We start from the raw sequence: 18,618 nt of genomic DNA, 5'->3' as shown, positions 1-18,618 counted from the left end.
GTTGATAAAATCCGATTCACGACCGCTTTATCTGCAGGTGATCGATAAAATAAAAGAGGATATTGAAAAAGGCCGTTATAAAGCAGGAGAAAGACTGCCTTCTGAGTTTGAACTCTCGAGACAGCTCGGTGTGAGCCGGGCTACGCTGCGCGAAGCTCTTCGAATGCTGGAAGATGAAAGTGTCGTCGTGAGGCGTCATGGAGTCGGAACTTTTATTCATACGAAACCGCTATTCTCATCAGGAATTGAAGAGCTATTTAGTGTGACCGACATGATACGAAGAGGAGGAAGGGAGCCCGGAACCAATTTTCTCTCCTCAGGATTTATTGAGGCAACGCCTGAAGACAGAGATCGTTTCCAGGAAGAGGACCTCCGTCAAGTGATGAAAATTGAAAGGCTTCGGACAGCCGACGGGGAACCGGTCGTATACTGCCTCGATAAACTTCCTGAAAACCTGCTTCCGGATCCGGTATCCCGCGGGGATGAATCGATCTTTAATCAACTCGAACAGAATGGGATTACAATCGCATATGCCATGACTGATCTGGAGCCGATCGGTTATCACGAGCACGTTTCCGAGCTGCTGCAGTGTGAGCCGGAAACTGCACTGCTCGTATTAAAACAAATGCACTATGATGACCAGGAAAGGGCCGTTTTGTATTCAGTAAACTACTTCAGGGCCGATAAGTTCAAATTTCACGTATTGCGAAAGCGTGTATTTTAGGAGGCGGTTCACGATGCCAGAAGCTAAAAAAACAAAGTCTGTTCGTACAACAGTTATTCCGAGCAGCACATTTAAAACAACAACTTTTGTAATGCATATCCGCACGCCGCTTCAAAAAGAATATCTGACTGAAAAAGCACTGCTTCCGTCCGTTCTTGAACGAGGAACGAAACATTTCCCTTCACGAGAAATCATACAGGCTGCTCTTGAAGAAATGTACGGGGCACATCTCACAGCAGATGCAGTAAAAAAAGGAGAACATCATATTTTATCATTTAAACTGGAAGTGGCTAATGAGAAATTTTTAAAAGAAACTGTGCCTCTCACAGAACGGGCAGTTCAAATGCTCGCTTCCATAGCTTTCTATCCGAATTTAAATGAAAAAGGAGCTTTTCCTGATTTAATTGTTGACGAGGAGAAAAGAAATCACGCTCAGAAACTGGCTGGAGTAAAAGATGACAAAATGCGCTTTGCTAATAAACGCCTTGCAGAAATTATGTGCGAAGGCGAACCTTACGCCCTGCCGGTTCTTGGTTACGAGCAACAGCTTGAAGCGATAACCGGGGAGTCACTTGCTAAAGCACACGAGTCGTTGTTAAAGGACAGCGTCGTTGACTTATATGTAGTAGGAGACGTAAATGAGCAGGAAATAAGCAGGTATGCAGACCAGTACATGAAGTTCAGCAGCAGGCCTTTAGCTCCAATCCGAAGTGCTTTTAAGAAGCCTGATGAAGTCCGCGAAGTAAAAGAATCAGATGAGGTTAGTCAGGCCAAGCTGCATATAGGTTTCCGGACTCCTGTCGTATTCGGTGATAAGAACTATTTTGCGCTGCAAGTGTTCAACAGCCTGTTTGGCGGAGCTCCCCACTCGAAACTCTTTACTAACGTTAGAGAAAAAGAGAGCCTGGCATATTACGCAGCTTCACGGGTTGAGAGCCATAAAGGTCTCGTTATCGTCATGGCAGGTATTGAAACAACTCAATATGATAAAGCGCTCTCGATTATTCTGCAGCAATTGGAGGACATTAAAAACGGGACATTTTCAGATGAAGATGTATCCAAATCAAAGGCGGTTCTGCGAAATCAGCTGCTGGAAACGATGGACTCTCCCCGGGGAAGAGTTGAACTGGAGTATCACGGTACGTTGATCGGGGAAAATTGGAATGCAGACAATTGGATCACAGAAATTGAAAAAGTTCAGGCTGCAGATGTAAAAGCAGCAGCAGCCTCTCTTGAGCTGGATACGATCTACTTCTTGCACGGGAAAGGATGACAATATGGAGAAAATAAGCTTTGATCAGCTTCAGGAACAACTCTATCATGAAAAACTGGATAATGGACTTTCTGTTTTTTTACTTCCAAAACCCGGTTTTCAGAAAACATATGCCACGCTGACGGCTAATTATGGGTCGATTGACAACCATTTTGTTGCTGGCGACGGAAGTGAAAAAAAGGTTCCGGACGGCATCGCCCATTTTCTGGAACACAAAATGTTTGAAAGTGAAGAAGGCGATGTTTTTCAGGAATTCTCTGCTCAGGGAGCATCTGCTAATGCATTCACGAGTTTTACCCGTACTGCTTATTTGTTTTCTGCAACATCCAATGTGGAAAAGAATCTGACAACCCTGCTCGATTTTGTACAGGAACCTTATTTTACAGAAAATTCAGTAGAAAAAGAAAAAGGGATCATTGAACAAGAAATAAAAATGTATGAAGATAATCCGGACTGGCAAAATTTCTTTGGACTTCTGAAGGGGTTATATAAGCATCATCCTGTCCAAATTGATATTGCCGGTACAGTGGATTCCATCCGCCAGATTTCCAAGGAAGATTTATATACCTGCTATGAGAGTTTTTATCATCCATCCAACATGGTACTTTTCGTTGTAGGAAATTTAGAGCCTGAAAAGATGATGACGCTGATTCGCGCTAATCAGTCGGCTAAAACATTTCCTGAATCAAATCCTCCCCAGCGGATTCTTCCAGAAGAGCCAGTTGATGTCCAAAAAACGGAAGCAGTTATTCCGCTTCCTGTACAGACTCCGAGATGCCTGATTGGAATCAAACAACCGGCTGCCGGTCTTGAAGGCAGAGATTTGCTTCAGCATGAGCTCGGTATGCAGCTGCTGCTTGAACTGGCCTTTGGAAGTAGTTCATCTGCTTACCAGCGTATGTATGCAGAAGGCCTCATTAACGACAGCTTCAGTTTCGATTACACTTCTGAAAAAGAGTTTGGTTTTATTGCAGCCGGCGGTGAAACAGCACGGCCCGATGACCTTGTCGAAGCGTTGCGGCGGGAACTAATTTCATTGAAGCAAAGCGGGGTTGAGGCAGACCATTTTGAACGTCTGAAAAAGAAAAAAATCGGCTTTTTCCTGCGAGCTCTTAATTCGCCGGAGTATATTGCGAACCAATTCACTAGGTATCATTTTAACGGAATGAATCTTTTTGATGCTGTTCCTGTTCTGGAGGCACTGGATGCGGCTTATGTCGAACGTTTGCTGGAGCAGACATTAGATTTTGAGAACCGCATGACTGTTTCCAAGGTGATTCCAGCCGGTGAGGCATCCGCTGGGTGAAGCGGCCGACGGCTTTTATAACAGGTGCCTCCGGAGCCATTGGAAAAGCATGTGCGGAACGCTTAGCGCCTGATTACCGGCTGCTTCTTCACTGCAATTCAAACCCGGATCTTGTAAGGAAAACAGCTGTTGAGCTTTCCGGTGTGACTGATACTGATATATATCAGCATGATCTTTCGACGGGAGAAGAGCTGCCACCCTTTCCAGCAGAAAATATTCACGTATTTTTGCATTGTGCCGGAAATTCTTCGCCGGGTTTATTCCAGGATACTCATCCAGACGAATGGACTGCTTCGTTTAATATTGCCTGCAAAAGCCCGGTATTATTCTTAAAGCAGATTACTCCTCACATGATCAGACGCCGAAAAGGAAAAATTATCTTTGTCAGCTCTATTTGGGGAGAGACGGGTGCTTCGATGGAAACAGTTTATTCTACAGTGAAATCAGCTCAGCATGGACTGGTAAAATCACTAGGTAAAGAGCTTGCCGCAAGCAATATTCAAGTCAATGCAGTTGCACCCGGTGCTGTGGATACAGCGATGCTGTCGGCTTATTCAGAGTCAGATAAGCAAATGCTTCGAAACGACATTCCGGCTGACAGGCTTGGCACACCTGAAGAGATTGCTAATACAGCAGCGTTTCTTGCTTCCGATCACTCCTCTTATATGAATGGACAGATTATTCATGTCAACGGAGGCTGGCACACGTGAAAATAGGCATTTCAATTGGAAATAACTACTTTTCAACTGCGATTCAATCGATTATGATGAAATTAGCCTTTAATGCTCGTCAGAACTCCTTTTGAAGGGGGATTAACGCATGGAACGAAAAGAATGGTACCTGGAATATCAGATTCATGAAAATCGTCCCGGACTGCTTGGAGAAATAGCTTCATTGCTTGGGATGCTCAGTATAAATATTTTGACGATTAACGGGGTCGAACACAGGAGAAGAGGCATGCTTATCCTCAGCAAAAGCGATGAAGCCATTAAACGTCTGACGTTTATTTTAGAAACGATGGACATTATAACGCTGCGGAAGATAAGAGAACCAAAGCTTCGGGACAGACTGGCTGTGCGGCATGGACGCTACATTGAAAGGGATGAAGATGAGAAAAAAGTTTTTCGGTTTGTCCGGGATGAGCTTGGAATTTTAGTCGATTTCATGGCAGAGCTGTTTATGAAAGAAGGGCACAGATTAATTGGTATACGCGGTATGCCGAGAGTGGGCAAAACAGAATCAGTCGTAGCTGCAAGCGTTTGTGCAAACAGAAAATGGTCTTTTCTGTCATCGACCATGTTAAAACAGACAATGCGAAGTCAGCTTGCCGATGATGAGATGCTTGAGGATAATATTTATATTATCGATGGCATCGTGTCAACCATGAGAGGATCTGAACGCCATCGTATGCTCGTATCAGAAATGATGCGCCTTCCCGCCACAAAAGTAGTTGAGCATCCCGATATTTTTGTGCGGACGACTGAATATACGCTCGACGATTTTGATTACATCATTGAACTCAGAAGTGACGAAAATCAAGTTATTTCCTATGAACAGGTAGAACAGGATTACTCCTCCTTTTAGTACTGCGAGGATTGTATATTAAACGAAGTTAGTAGGTGTGTACCGTGTCAGAACTAGGAACAAGACTGCAGACTGCGCGACTTGAAAAGGGTTACTCCCTTGATGAGCTTCAGCAGCTTACAAAAATTCAAAAACGGTATCTGGAAGCGATTGAAGAAGGCGATTTCAGTAAGATGCCCGGGGAATTTTATTCACGTGCATTTGTAAAAAGTTACTCAGAGGCCGTAGGTTTGGATCCCAATAAGATTTTTGAGGAACACGAATCAGAGCTTCCTAAACCAAAACGGAGCGAAGTTCAGGAGCTCCCTCCCCGGACTGCAAGAACACGCGCTTCCTCAAGTTCCGGAACGAAAAAATCGGCTTTTTCTTCGCTCGTGCCGACGCTGTTAGCCATTTTGTTTATCGGTGCCGTTGGTTTTGCTGTATGGCTTTTTAACCAGGATAATGAAGCCGCTCCAGTCGATCCGGAATCGGAACAGGCCGTCAACGTAGATGACAGTCTCCCCGAAGACGAAGAAAATGACGGCAATAACGATGTGATTGAAAATGAAAATAACGAAGAAGAAAACGTGGAAAATAACGAAGATAATAACGCGGATAATAACGGGTTAAACGAACCGGAAGATTCCGACGCAGGCTCTGAGCTGGCCTTTGAAGGATCGGAGGGTAACAGCTACACCTACACGCTTCAAGCAGATGAGTTTGACGTTGAACTCAGTTTTTCAGGTCCCAGCTGGATCCAGATTCTTGATGAAGATGGTGAGGAAATCTACCAGCAGGAACATGCGGACGGGGATTCAGAAAGCTTTGATTTCAGTGACTATGAGGAAATCATGTTTAACATGGGAAGCACTGTGACGGCTGAGCTGCTTATTAACGGAGAAGAGTTGATTTACGAATCAGAAGATCATCATCAGAGAATCATCATTCAACAGGATAATTCATAGTCGAAAGGGTCCGGCTCCGGCAGTGTCCGGACGGACTTTTTCCTCTTTTATGCTAGGTTCGCAAATACTTCCATTGTCTGTTAAAATGAGTAAGGCTCATAGTCGTTCAGGTCTTGGAACAGGAGGACAGTAATGAACATACCTAATAGAATTACCATTTCACGCATCTTTCTTATTCCTGTTTTTATGATATTTCTGCTGATTGATTTTGGCTGGGGATCGTTTTTGCTGCTTGGAGCCGATATTCCGGTTTCCCATTTTGCCGCAGCGGTCGTATTTATCATTGCAGCGGCTACAGATTGGCTGGATGGATTTTATGCAAGAAAATACAATTTAGTAACGAATATGGGCAAGTTCCTGGATCCGCTAGCTGATAAGCTGTTAATTACAGCGGCTTTCGTCGGACTTACCGGAATGGATATGTTTCCCGCCTGGGCTGCGGTCCTTATTTTAAGCAGAGAGTTTGCTGTAACTGGTCTACGTCTCGTGGCTTCCGGATCCGGGGAAGTGATAGCTGCAAGTATATGGGGGAAATGGAAAACAGTCAGTCAGATTGTTGCAGCCTCTGCAGTGCTTTTACACAACGTACTGTTTGAACTTGCAGGCATTCCGTTTGACACCATTATGATATATACGGCTGTTGTATTAACTGTCTTTTCGGGAGTCGATTACTTCGTTAAGAACAAGCACGTTTTAACTTCTTCAGACTAGGAGGATCTAGTTCATGAATGCAGAAATCATTGCAGTTGGAACCGAGCTGCTGCTTGGTCAGATCGATGATACGAACGCAACTTTTATATCCAGACAGCTATCAGAAGCAGGCATTAATGTCTACTTTCGTCAGACTGCAGGTGACAATGAGGAACGGTTAAAGAATGTGATTCAAACGGCTTCAGAACGGTCTGATATCGTTATACTAACCGGCGGACTAGGTCCGACCAGAGATGATTTAACCAGAGACGCTCTTGCCTCCTTTACAGGACTTCCGCTGAAGGCAGATGAGGAATCACTTGAAAAGTTAAAAGTATTTTTTGAAAGCCGCGGCAGAGAACTGACTGAATTCAATAAAAAACAGGCGTTAACGCTGGAAGGAGCAGACGTGCTGCCAAACGATGAGGGGCTTGCATGCGGATCATTTTTAGAGCATCAGGGGAAGAAGTTCCTGCTGCTTCCGGGGCCTCCTAGAGAAATGAGAACCATGTTTACGCAGTACGCGCTTCCGAAGTTGCGTAGCGGGATGGAAGAGCAGCAGATTCAGTCAGAAGTACTGCGATTTTATGAAATTGGAGAATCCCTGCTTACAGAGAAGCTGGATGATCTGATCGAAAATCAGACAAATCCCACGATTGCCCCTCTCGCATCTGAAGGCGAGGTTGCGTTACGTTTAACTGTCCGCGGTCCTTCAAAAGAGACGAACGAAGAAATGCTCTATGAGCTGAAGCAAAAGATTTTTGCGGAGGTCGGGGATTATTGCTACGGCGAGGGTGACAGCCAGATTGAGCAGGTAACTGCGGAGCTTCTGCGTGAGCAAGAAAAAAGTATTAGTGCCGCTGAAAGCCTGACAGGTGGCATGTTTGCGGACACTATGACCTCCTTTTCCGGAGCATCAATGATTTTCCCCGGCGGCATCGTATGTTATAGTAATGAAGCCAAGATACAGACGCTCGGGATATCAGAGAAACTTCTTGAAGAACACGGAGCAGTCAGCGCGGAATGCGCCGAAGCAATGGCGGACGGATGCCGCCGCGTATTTAGCTCTGACTACGGAATCAGCTTTACAGGTGCGGCAGGGCCTGATCCTCTGGAAGGATATGAACCTGGACAGATGTTTATTGGCATAGCGACTCCCGAAAAAACAGTTTCACATTTTGTGAACATCGGGGGCAGCAGAAACAGAATTCGTACGTACGCGGTGAAACAAGGGCTTTACCTATTGTTTCAGGAGTTACGAAATAAAAAAGGTGGATGAATAATGGTAATGAAGTTCGACGATTTTGACATTAGTTCTAGTTTAAACAAAGCAACAAAAGAGATGGGATTCGAAGCACCGTCTCCAATTCAGGAGAAAGTTATTCCTGTCATTCTGGGCGGACGTGACGTAATCGGTCAGGCTCAGACCGGAACCGGTAAGACAGCTGCATTCGGTATTCCGATCATTAACGATATCAACGCTAAACAGAAGCACGTCCAGGCGCTAATCCTAACGCCGACACGAGAGCTGGCTATTCAAGTAGCTGGAGAGTTTCAAAAGCTTTCCAAGTTTAATAAAGTTCAGACTCTGCCGGTTTACGGCGGACAGTCTATCGGACATCAGATTAAATCGCTTAAGCGCGGTGTGCAGGTTGTTGTAGGAACGCCGGGACGTGTTTTGGACCACATAAACCGCGGCACGCTGAAGCTTGATCGTCTAAGCAAGCTTGTTCTGGATGAAGCTGACGAAATGCTCGACATGGGCTTTATTGATGACATTGAGAAAATTCTTCAGAACGCTAACACGGAGCGTCAGAGCTTGTTGTTCTCAGCAACGATGCCTCCCGCTATCCGTAAGCTTTCTTCCCGATATATGAATAATCCAGAGCATATTACGATCGATAAAGGCGAAATGACTGCTCCTTTAATCGAACAGGTTTATTATAAGGTTCTCGATAAAAACAAGCTTGATTCTCTCTGCCGGATTATTGACAGTGAGACACCCGAGCTCGGTATCGTATTCTGCCGGACGAAAAAGGGTGTTTCTGAGTTAACAGAGTCCTTACAGGCCAGAGGTTATGCTGCTGACGGACTGCACGGAGATCTGACTCAGTCTCAGCGTGATGTTGTTATGCGCAAGTTTCGTAAGGGTACGATCGAATTTCTGATTGCAACCGATGTTGCAGCTCGGGGTATCGACGTACAAAACGTTTCACACGTCATCAACTATGATATTCCTCAGGATCCGGAAAGCTACGTGCACCGCATTGGCCGGACGGGTCGTGCTGGTAAAGAAGGCATTGCGATTACGCTTGTAACACCGAGAGAAATGAAGCACCTTCGTTCTATTGAGCGTGAAATCAAATCACAAATTCCAGCAAAAGGAATTCCCTCCATTGAGGAAGTTGTGGAGAAGCAGCAGGCTGCATGGAAGCATCAAATCGTTGAACTGATTGAAGACAACGAGCAGGACGATGCCTTATATGCTGAACTGGTTGCTGAACTTCTCAGCGAATTCCCAGCTGATAAAGTCGTAAGTTCTCTCATGAAACTTGCATTTTACAGCCATGACGAAAAAACGACGTCAGCTGGCTATGACTTTGGCGAAACAGGTGCTCAGAAAGGCATGACGCGTTTCTTCATCAACGTTGGCCGCAATGTCGATATGACGCCTAAAAAGCTTGTGGATGATGTTTCAAGATTAGTAGGCATCAGTCCAAAAGTTATCGGTAAAATCGATATTTTTGAGAATTTTACTTTCATGGAAGTTCCTCAGGAGTCCGCTCCGTTTGTGTATGAGGGATTGAAATATGCGCGTGTCGGCGGTGCCAAAATTAATCTGGAGCCAGCTAAACCGCGTCCTGGAAGAAAATAAATAAATTACTAAGGCCGCCCTGTTTTCATTGACGGGGCGGCCTGAATTCTATATACTGATAAGTAGCGAACGGGTGTTTGCAGTACGTTGGCAGGCGCAGCTCTGCTGTACGTTTGAATAGACCACTCAAAGGAGAGATGTTCACGTGTCAGATCGTAAACAGGCGCTTGATATGGCGCTTAAGCAAATTGAAAAACAGTTCGGTAAAGGCTCAATTATGAAACTTGGAGAGCAGACGGACCGGCGTGTATCCACGATATCCAGCGGAACGCTTGCACTGGACATTGCGCTTGGAGTAGGCGGCTATCCTCGCGGCCGCGTCATCGAAGTGTACGGACCGGAATCATCTGGTAAAACGACGGTAGCTTTGCACGCTATTGCTGAAGTGCAGCGCAACGGAGGACAGGCTGCTTTTATTGACGCAGAGCATGCGCTGGACCCGGTTTATGCACAGAATCTGGGAGTAAATATTGATGAACTTCTGTTGTCACAGCCGGATACCGGAGAGCAGGCACTTGAAATTGCGGAAGCCCTCGTGCGCAGCGGCGCTGTCGATATGATCGTAGTCGATTCTGTAGCGGCACTTGTACCAAAAGCCGAAATTGAGGGTGAAATGGGTGACAGCCACGTAGGTCTGCAGGCTCGTCTTATGTCACAGGCTCTTCGTAAACTTTCGGGTGCTGTATCCAAGTCCAATACAATTGCCATGTTCATTAACCAGATTCGTGAGAAGGTCGGCGTGATGTTTGGTAATCCTGAGACAACACCTGGCGGACGTGCCTTGAAATTCTATTCTTCTGTGCGTCTTGAAGTGCGCCGGGCTGAAACCCTCAAACAGGGGAATGAGATGATTGGTAATAAGACGAAGATTAAGGTCGTTAAAAATAAGGTAGCGCCACCGTTCCGTACAGCTGAGGTTGATATTATGTATGGTGAAGGTATTTCCCGTGAAGGCTCGTTAATTGATATCGCTTCCGAGCTCGATATTGTTCAAAAGAGCGGTGCCTGGTATTCCTACAATGAGGAACGCATGGGTCAGGGACGTGAAAATGCAAAGCAGTATTTAAAAGAAAATGATGATGTGATGCAGGAGATTGACAGAAAAATCCGCGAACATCATGGGCTTCTTGAACCAATTGAGGTGCCGGCGCCTGAAGATCCGGAAGATAATGAAGATGTACTTGATTTGAAGTAATAAGAATGAATGTCATGAATGAAAAGCTGACTTTTGGCTGACTTAACAAAAAGGTTTCTCCAAATTTATGAACGAGCCGACAATCGATACCATGATTGCCGGCTTGTTTTTTTAATGGCATATAGCATCGGGCCATCTAGTACCGGAGGAGACTGTCATAGATTTTTTTATCGAAACGTCTGCCCCTTCTATATGTTTGTAAGAGCAGAAAGATACCTTTATTAGTATATCAGGTGAGGACAGCAATCTGTTCCGTCACTTAACATATAGCAGTAGCAAAAATGGTGCTGCAACAGGCAGGTGAATTAATCAAAACAGCTTTGGCAAACAGCTATAAAAGGAGCTCAAACAAGCATGACAGCAGCGTTTCCTCACTTTTCCAATGCTTGACAGAGCCCGTAATGAAGCATACAATTAACAAGTACACGTTTTTACAAAGCGTCGGAATCCAGTTCGAGTGGATTTTTTGTGAAATCGTGATACTATTCCTACAATTGTTTTATTTGATGAAACAGTACTACTACAGAAATAGCTGTGAGGAGGTGAGTCAAGGGTGACTATGACACTTCAAATCCTCATTTTGCTATTCACTGCAGTAACCGTGTTCTTTGTTGGATATTTTGTGCGTAAATCTATTGCTGAAGCGAAGATTTCCAGTGCGGAAATGCTTGCTAAACAGACGATAGACGATGCGAAACGGGAGGCGGAAGCCAGCCGTAAAGAAGCTGTCCTGGAAGCAAAAGATGAAGCACATAAAATTCGTCTGGAAGCTGAACAGGAACTGCGAGATCGTCGTAACGACGTTCATAAGCAGGAAAACCGTCTCGTCCAGAAAGAAGAAGTTCTGGACCGCAGAAGTGAATCTGTAGACAAAAAAGAACAGTCTTTGGAAGTACGGGAGCAGCAGCTGTCGGAGCGACAGCAAGAAGTCGACGACATGAATAGCAAAGTCGAGGAACTTGTCAAAAGGCAGCAGCAGGAGCTCGAACGTATATCCGGATTTACGAAGGATGAAGCCCGTGACATCATTATGGAAACGATGGAGAATGAGCTGACACATGAGAAAGCCGTTCTTGTGAAAGACTACATGACGAGAGCGAAAGAAGAGGCGGATAAAAACGCCCGTGAAATTCTCTCGCTTGCTGTACAGCGGTGTGCCGCAGATCATGTAGCGGAAACGACTGTTTCCGTCGTCAATTTGCCTAACGATGAGATGAAAGGGCGGATTATTGGCAGGGAAGGCCGAAACATCCGTGCTTTAGAAACATTGACTGGTATCGATTTGATCATTGATGATACACCGGAAGCTGTTATTTTATCCGGTTTTGATCCAATTCGAAGGGAAATCGCGAAAGCCTCTTTGGAGAAGCTTGTCCAGGATGGCAGAATACATCCCGCCCGTATTGAAGAAACTGTCGAAAAATCCCGTCGGGAAGTTGATGAGATGATTCGCGAATACGGGGAACAGACGACATTTGAAATGGGTATTCATAATCTTCATCCGGATCTGATTAAAATACTCGGGCGCCTCAAATTCCGAACAAGCTATGGACAAAATGTACTTAAACATTCTGTTGAAGTAGCACATTTAAGCGGAATTATGGCTGCAGAATTGGGAGAAGATGTTCAACTGGCCCGGCGTGCCGGCCTGCTGCATGATCTTGGTAAAGCTATCGATCACGAAGTAGAAGGCAGTCACGTTGAGATAGGCGTTGAACTTGGTACAAAGTACAAAGAACATCCAGTGGTTATTAACAGTATTGCTTCTCATCATGGAGATACAGAAGCTACCTCTGTTATCGCAACTCTCGTTGCAGCAGCGGATGCATTATCAGCTGCCCGTCCGGGAGCGAGACGTGAAACATTGGAAACGTATATCAAACGCCTTGAAAAGCTTGAAGAAATTTCAGAGTCCTTTGATGGAGTGGAAAAAACCTACGCTATTCAAGCGGGACGAGAGATTCGTATTATGGTCAGACCGGATACGATCTCCGATGAAGATTCTTACCGGTTGGCGAGAGATATTACGAAGCGTATTGAAGACGAACTTGACTACCCTGGTCACATTAAAGTAACTGTGATTCGGGAAACGAGAGCAGTTGAATACGCAAAGTAAAGAAAATGGACCGACCGCGGAGCGCCGCTCTGTGCGGCGGTCTTTTTTCTTGTACGATTATACAGCTGAGGAGGATGTACATGAAACTGCTATTTATAGGAGATATAGTTGGCTCTCCCGGCAGAGAGATGCTTCAGGAATACTTGCCGAAACTGAAAGCAAAATACCGTCCGGACTATACAATTGTGAATGCAGAAAATGCAGCACACGGGAAAGGAATTACGAAGAAAATATATCATGAGCTGCTTCAAGCTGGAGCAGATATATTAACGATGGGAAACCATACATGGGATAAAAAGGATATTTTTGAGTTTATTCATGAAGCAGACAGTCTTGTGAGACCTGCTAATTTTCCGAATGGTACACCCGGAAGTGGATTAAAGGTGCTAGGTACCGGTAAAAACAAAGCTGTTGTTATTAACCTTCAAGGCACTACTTTTCTTCCTCCGCTTGACAACCCTTTCCATGCAGCAGACGAACTGGTTACAGAAGCAAAAAAACATTCGGATATTATTTTTATTGATTTTCATGCGGAAGCAACTAGTGAGAAACAAGCTCTGGCGTGGTATCTGGACGGAAGATGTACAGCAGTCATCGGAACGCATACGCATGTGCCGACAAACGACAGTCGCATTCTGCCAGGCGGCACAGCGTTTCAGGCGGATGCAGGAATGACCGGGCCTTATGATGGCATACTGGGTATGAAACGGGAGGCAGTCTTAAACCGGTTTTTGACACATTTACCGGCCAGGTTCGAAGTGGAAGAAGGGAGTACCCAGCTTAATGGCGTCTTTGTGGAAGCAGATAAAAACTCGGGGCGGGCGACTTCGATTAAGTCCGTTCAAATTAATGATGATAAACCATTTTTCGATTAGAAACAGAATAAAGAATGCTGGCAGCACCCATCCATTTCTCGTTCAAGGTCGAACAGGATAGGAAACAGAGGCCGTTTAAATAGAGGTTTAGCAACGGGGCAGAAAGTGGTACATGATTAGAAAGATATGAATCTTCATTCTCCATCCAGCTAATTTGTGCCGTACTAAATAAGGTTTACTATTCAAGAGGAGGTCCCTACATGGAAATTTTAAAGGTTTCTGCTAAATCCAATCCTAATTCCGTTGCAGGTGCGCTTGCAGGCGTAATACGTGAACGGGGGACTGCTGAAATACAGGCGATAGGAGCAGGCGCTCTCAACCAGTCAATAAAAGCAGTAGCAATTGCGCGGGGATTTGTAGCCCCGAGCGGCATTGATTTAATCTGTGTCCCTGCATTTACAGATATTACGATTGATGGAGATGAACGAACAGCGATTAAACTGATTGTTGAACCGCGCTAAATAATTTTTTGTCCGGACAGTGTATCTGTCCGGATTTTTTACGCCTTTATATCTATGTCCGGAAAGACGACATGCTAAATTCTTCTTATAAAGTGTCCTTCAAGGAAAAACTGTGCGCTTGTGAGACACATTTTTTCGTGGTAGGATAAATTTATAAGAAAGGAGGAATGTCATGAATAGAACAATGAAAGCGGTTGTGAAGCAGGATCGAGCCCGCGGAGCTGTTTTGAAAGAGGTCCCGGTACCGACTTGTGGAGCTCAGGAAGTGTTAATTAAAGTGAAAGCAACATCAATATGCGGAACAGATGTACATATTTATGAATGGGATGAGTGGTCAGCCAGCCGGGTGAAGCCTCCATACGTGTTTGGTCATGAATTTTCAGGCGAAGTCGTTGAAACCGGAAGTCTTGTAAAAAGCGTCAAAGTGGGGGACCAAGTTTCCGCAGAAACTCATATTGTCTGCGGCCGATGTCCACAATGTATGAGCGGTAATGCTCATATTTGTGAGAAGACCGAGATTATAGGTGTGGACCGGGACGGCTGTTTCGCTGAATACGTCGTGCTGCCTGAAGAAAACATCTGGCAGAATGAGAAATCTCTTCCCTGGGATGAAGCTAGTATTCAGGAACCAATGGGAAATGCCGTTCACACGGTACTTGCAGGGGAAACCGCAGGACGAACTGCAGCGATTATCGGATGTGGTCCTATTGGACTTATGGCATGTGCAGTAGCTAAAGCTGCAGGTGCAGCTGAAGTGTTTGCGATTGATTTAAATCCGTATCGACTAGAGTTAGCTCAGTCACAAGGAGCGGATTATATCGTAAACCCGTTGGAAAACGATCCCGTTCAGTATATTCGGGAAAAAACAGGCGGACGCGGGGTAGATATCGTTTGTGAAATGAGCGGGCATCCGGTGGCAATGAATCAAGGGTTCAAAATGGCTACCAACGGAGGGCGTATTTCTATCTTAAGCCTCCCTGTCAGACCAGTAGAAATAGATATTACAAATGATATCGTTTTCAAAGGCTTAACTGTACAGGGAATCACAGGCAGAAAAATGTTTCAGACTTGGCAGCAGACGGCCGGATTGCTCCGGTCTGATAAAATGGATGCAGCATCAATCATTACCCACCGTTTTCCACTCGAGGATTTTGAAAAGGGCTTTGATCTTATGCTTGACGGTAAATGTGGTAAAGTCGTATTACATCCATAGATAAAAAAGGAGTGCATTCATAATGAAAGGTTTTGAACATCTCGAACAGGAACTTCAGGATATGAAAGACGCAGGCACATTTCGTGAACTCGTTCCAATTGAATCCGATCAAGCTGAAAAAGTAACAATCGACGGTCGGGAATTAATTCAACTCTCCTCCAACAACTATTTAGGTCTCACAACTCACCCGAGACTCAAACTTGCTGCTGTAAAAGCAGTTGAGAAATACGGTGCCGGTACAGGATCGGTTAGAACGATAGCTGGAACGTTTAACATGCATAATGATTTTGAAAAGAAACTAGCTGAATTTAAGCATACAGAAGCAACTCTCGTCCTGCAGTCCGGCTTTACAGCTAACCAGGCAGTGCTTGCTTCCATCCTTTCCAAAGAAGATGTCGTTATTTCAGATGAGCTGAACCATGCTTCGATTATAGACGGAATCCGATTAACGAAAGCAGACCGTAAAATATATAAGCATGTTGATATGAAAAGTCTGGAGGAAGCACTGCAGACTTCCGGCGATTACAGAAGCCGCCTTGTTGTAACAGATGGTGTCTTTTCAATGGACGGAAATATAGCACCGCTGCCTGAGATCGTTGAGCTGTGTGAAAAGTATGACGCAATCATCATGGTCGATGATGCACATGCAAGCGGCGTTTTAGGGCGAAATGGGCGAGGAACGGTAGACCATTTTGATTTAAATGGCCGCGTCCACATTCAGGTAGGTACCCTGAGTAAAGCAGTCGGTGTTCTCGGAGGATATATTGCCAGCACACAGGCAGTCAGAGACTATCTGATCCAAAAAGGCCGTCCATTTCTTTTCAGTACGTCACATCCTCCTGCAGTGACAGCGGCCTGCAGCGAGGCAATTGATGTCTTGCTTGAGGAGCCGGAATTAATTGAAAGGCTCTGGGATAACACTAATTATCTGAAAAAAGGCTTAAAGAAACTCGGCTTTGATACAGGTAAAAGTGAAACGCCGATCACGCCTGTCATCGTAGGAGATGAGCGGAAGTCCCATGAATTTTCAGATAAGCTTCGGGAATATGGAGTGTTTGCGCAGGGAATTGCTTTCCCGACTGTGGCAAAGGGGCAGGCTCGAGTAAGAACGATCGTGACAGCGGAACACAGCAGGAAAACGCTCGATGAAGCGTTGAAAGCATTTCAAAAAGCTGGTAAAGAGCTTCATATTATTAAATAGCGCGACTGAGTGACGGTCTTTATTTATCTTTTGGAAGCCCGGCTATACGGCCGGGCTTTTTACTCATTTTTTCGTTTTGCTGACAGTAAGCTATAGTTGAAAGGCTTGTCCTTAGCAGCACAACCGTTTATAATTATAGGTTGACAGTCTACTTAAACAAAGGAGCTATGCATCCTATGAATGAAGAGCAAAAAAAGAATCAGCTGAGTACTGAAAAGGATTATTCTCAGTACTTCCAGACCACATATCGTCCTCCGGATTTGAAGCAGGCGAAAAAGCGAGGGAAAGAAAACGTTGAAATTCATTATGATTTTGACGTACCGGAATCGATGAAAGGAATTGGAGCAGGAAAGAAATTTCTTATCCGCACATACGGGTGCCAAATGAACGAGCACGATTCTGAAAACATGGCCGGCATTCTAATGAATATGGGCTTTCAATCGACGGCATCAGTTGATAATGCAGATGTGATATTAATCAATACGTGTGCGATCCGTGAAAATGCGGAGAATAAAGTATTTGGTGAAATCGGCCATCTTAAGGCTCTGAAGCGTGAAAATCCAGGTCTGATCATTGGTGTCTGCGGCTGTATGTCCCAGGAAGAATCAGTTGTTAATCGTATTCTTGAAAAGCACCAGCAAATTGATCTGATCTTCGGAACTCATAATATTCACCGGCTTCCACAGCTGATCAAACAGGCGGTAATGAGCAAAGAAATGGTCATCGAAGTCTGGTCAAAAGAAGGCGACATTATAGAAAATATGCCGCGGGCAAGAAAAGGGAAAATTCAGGGCTGGGTCAATATCATGTACGGCTGTGACAAATTCTGCACGTACTGCATCGTTCCTTACACGAGAGGAAAAGAACGAAGCAGGCGTCCGGAAGACATCATTGAAGAAGTCCGTCATCTTGCCAGAAATGGCTACAAAGAAATCACACTCCTCGGACAAAACGTCAATGCTTACGGTAAAGATCTAGCAGATATCGATTACGGATTAGGGGAATTGATGGACGAAATCAGGAAAATCGACATTCCAAGAGTCCGGTTTACGACCAGCCATCCACGTGATTTTGATGATCATTTAATTGAAGTTCTCGCAAAAGGCGAGAACCTGGTGGAACATATTCATCTTCCGGTGCAGAGCGGCAGCAATGCGATTTTAAAACTGATGGCCCGAAAGTATACGCGGGAATCATACATTGAGCTCGCGCATAAAATTAAAACTGCGATTCCACACGCCTCATTTACAACAGATATCATCGTAGGCTTTCCAAACGAAACGGAGGAGCAGTTTGAAGAGACGCTCACGCTGGTAAAGGAAATGGAATTTGACAGTGCGTTTACGTACATCTACTCTCCGAGGGACGGCACACCTGCTGCCAATATGCAGGATAATGTTCCGCATGATGTGAAACGTAAGCGGCTTGCACGTCTGAATGAGCTTGTGAACAGTCTATCTGCAGCGAAGAATAAGGCTTGTGAAGGGGAAGTGCTGGAAGTGCTCGTCGAAGGCGAAAGCAGAAAGAATCCGGATGTTTTAAGTGGAAGAACCCGTACGAACCGGCTCGTAAATTTTAAAGGGCCAAAAGAATGGATTGGACGTCTTGTAGATGTACAAATTACAGAAGCAAAAACCTGGTCTTTAAACGGCGAGGCGGCTGCTTTGGCTGAGGTGAATAAATAATGAGCACTTATACGAAGAAAGATATTATGAATGAAGCTCGTAATCTTGCAGAGAAAATAGCAGATACAGAAGAAGTTGATTTTTTTAAACGTGCAGAACTGCAAATTAATGATCATCTGCGAGTTCAGGAAATTATTGCTAAAATCAAGTCACTGCAGAAGGAAGCCGTCAATTTGAAACACTATGAAAAAACAGAAGCATTAAAAGCGACAGATGACAAAATTGATGAGCTGCAGGATGAACTGGACAACATTCCGCTCGTTCAGGAATTTAAACAGTCCCAAATGGAAGTGAATGAACTTCTGCAGATGGTAAGCAATACAATCTCCAATACAGTCACGCAGAAAATCATCGAATCAACCGGCGGAGACGTGTTGAAAGGTACAACGACGAAAAGTCCCTTCTCAGACGGATGCTGATCCGCTGCTGACTGCTGTTCATCCTTAATTAGGCATGAACAGCAGTTTTTATAT

At 44.8% G+C, this 18,618-nt stretch carries 17 protein-coding genes; all 17 read left to right on the top strand.

Features of this window, described 5'->3' with window-relative positions; translation table 11 throughout:
- The first annotated feature begins 1 nt into the window (after position 1).
- The 17 genes from HCN83_RS01715 to HCN83_RS01635 all read left to right on the top strand — a co-directional run bounded on the left by HCN83_RS01715 (position 2) and on the right by HCN83_RS01635 (position 18,564).
- Positions 2 to 724: a GntR family transcriptional regulator gene (locus HCN83_RS01715; RefSeq protein WP_168004588.1), complete on the top strand. Its 723-nt coding sequence runs from the start codon at positions 2 to 4 to the stop codon at positions 722 to 724.
- Between the two features lie 13 nt (positions 725 to 737).
- Positions 738 to 1,997 (top strand): EF-P 5-aminopentanol modification-associated protein YfmF, encoded by a 1,260-nt coding sequence (gene yfmF, locus HCN83_RS01710; protein WP_168004587.1) that lies wholly within the window; start codon positions 738 to 740, stop codon positions 1,995 to 1,997.
- Positions 1,998 to 2,001: 4 nt separating this feature from the next.
- Positions 2,002 to 3,303 carry an EF-P 5-aminopentanol modification-associated protein YfmH gene (yfmH, locus tag HCN83_RS01705; protein ID WP_168004586.1) on the top strand — a complete coding sequence of 434 codons (1,302 nt, stop codon included), beginning with the start codon at positions 2,002 to 2,004 and terminating at the stop codon, positions 3,301 to 3,303.
- Positions 3,300 to 4,013, top strand: coding sequence for an elongation factor P 5-aminopentanone reductase (gene ymfI / locus HCN83_RS01700; RefSeq protein ID WP_168004585.1), 714 nt, complete (start codon positions 3,300 to 3,302; stop codon positions 4,011 to 4,013). Before yfmH ends, ymfI begins: the two co-directional genes overlap by 4 nt.
- Positions 4,014 to 4,122: 109 nt before the next feature.
- Positions 4,123 to 4,887 carry a DUF3388 domain-containing protein gene (locus tag HCN83_RS01695; protein ID WP_168004584.1) on the top strand — a complete coding sequence of 255 codons (765 nt, stop codon included), beginning with the start codon at positions 4,123 to 4,125 and terminating at the stop codon, positions 4,885 to 4,887.
- Between the two features lie 44 nt (positions 4,888 to 4,931).
- Positions 4,932 to 5,834: a RodZ domain-containing protein gene (locus HCN83_RS01690; RefSeq protein ID WP_168004583.1), complete on the top strand. Its 903-nt coding sequence runs from the start codon at positions 4,932 to 4,934 to the stop codon at positions 5,832 to 5,834.
- Between the two features lie 132 nt (positions 5,835 to 5,966).
- Entirely contained in the window at positions 5,967 to 6,545 is a 579-nt protein-coding gene (gene pgsA / locus HCN83_RS01685; RefSeq protein WP_168004582.1) for a CDP-diacylglycerol--glycerol-3-phosphate 3-phosphatidyltransferase, read from the top strand.
- A gap of 13 nt (positions 6,546 to 6,558) precedes the next feature.
- The gene (locus tag HCN83_RS01680; RefSeq protein ID WP_168004581.1) at positions 6,559 to 7,803 is read left to right on the top strand and encodes a competence/damage-inducible protein A; all 1,245 of its coding nucleotides are present in this window, start codon (positions 6,559 to 6,561) and stop codon (positions 7,801 to 7,803) included.
- A gap of 3 nt (positions 7,804 to 7,806) precedes the next feature.
- Positions 7,807 to 9,399 carry a DEAD/DEAH box helicase gene (locus HCN83_RS01675; RefSeq protein WP_168004580.1) on the top strand — a complete coding sequence of 531 codons (1,593 nt, stop codon included), beginning with the start codon at positions 7,807 to 7,809 and terminating at the stop codon, positions 9,397 to 9,399.
- Positions 9,400 to 9,544: 145 nt separating this feature from the next.
- Positions 9,545 to 10,594, top strand: a complete 1,050-nt coding sequence (gene recA, locus HCN83_RS01670; RefSeq protein WP_168004579.1) for a recombinase RecA — start codon at positions 9,545 to 9,547, stop codon at positions 10,592 to 10,594.
- A 559-nt stretch (positions 10,595 to 11,153) separates the two neighbouring features.
- Positions 11,154 to 12,710, top strand: coding sequence for a ribonuclease Y (rny, locus tag HCN83_RS01665; RefSeq protein ID WP_168004771.1), 1,557 nt, complete (start codon positions 11,154 to 11,156; stop codon positions 12,708 to 12,710).
- Positions 12,711 to 12,790: 80 nt separating this feature from the next.
- A complete protein-coding gene (locus tag HCN83_RS01660) occupies positions 12,791 to 13,585 on the top strand; it encodes a TIGR00282 family metallophosphoesterase (RefSeq protein WP_168004578.1) in 795 nt (264 codons plus the stop codon).
- 200 nt (positions 13,586 to 13,785) lie between these two features.
- Positions 13,786 to 14,046 (top strand): stage V sporulation protein S, encoded by a 261-nt coding sequence (locus HCN83_RS01655; RefSeq protein WP_168004577.1) that lies wholly within the window; start codon positions 13,786 to 13,788, stop codon positions 14,044 to 14,046.
- Positions 14,047 to 14,218: 172 nt separating this feature from the next.
- A complete protein-coding gene (gene tdh, locus HCN83_RS01650; RefSeq protein ID WP_168004576.1) occupies positions 14,219 to 15,259 on the top strand; it encodes an L-threonine 3-dehydrogenase in 1,041 nt (346 codons plus the stop codon).
- Between the two features lie 22 nt (positions 15,260 to 15,281).
- Positions 15,282 to 16,460, top strand: a complete 1,179-nt coding sequence (locus HCN83_RS01645; protein ID WP_168004575.1) for a glycine C-acetyltransferase — start codon at positions 15,282 to 15,284, stop codon at positions 16,458 to 16,460.
- A 176-nt stretch (positions 16,461 to 16,636) separates the two neighbouring features.
- A complete protein-coding gene (gene miaB / locus HCN83_RS01640; protein ID WP_246238058.1) occupies positions 16,637 to 18,145 on the top strand; it encodes a tRNA (N6-isopentenyl adenosine(37)-C2)-methylthiotransferase MiaB in 1,509 nt (502 codons plus the stop codon).
- The gene (locus HCN83_RS01635) at positions 18,145 to 18,564 is read left to right on the top strand and encodes a RicAFT regulatory complex protein RicA family protein (RefSeq protein ID WP_168004573.1); all 420 of its coding nucleotides are present in this window, start codon (positions 18,145 to 18,147) and stop codon (positions 18,562 to 18,564) included. Before miaB ends, HCN83_RS01635 begins: the two co-directional genes overlap by 1 nt.
- The last annotated feature ends 54 nt before the right edge of the window (positions 18,565 to 18,618 follow it).

Origin of the sequence: Alkalicoccus luteus (assembly GCF_012034335.1) — a bacterium.
GTDB lineage: Bacteria > Bacillota > Bacilli > Bacillales > Salisediminibacteriaceae > Alkalicoccus > Alkalicoccus luteus_A.
Note: the sequence above shows the minus strand (reverse complement) of the source record. Positions and strands in the feature narration are given on the sequence as shown.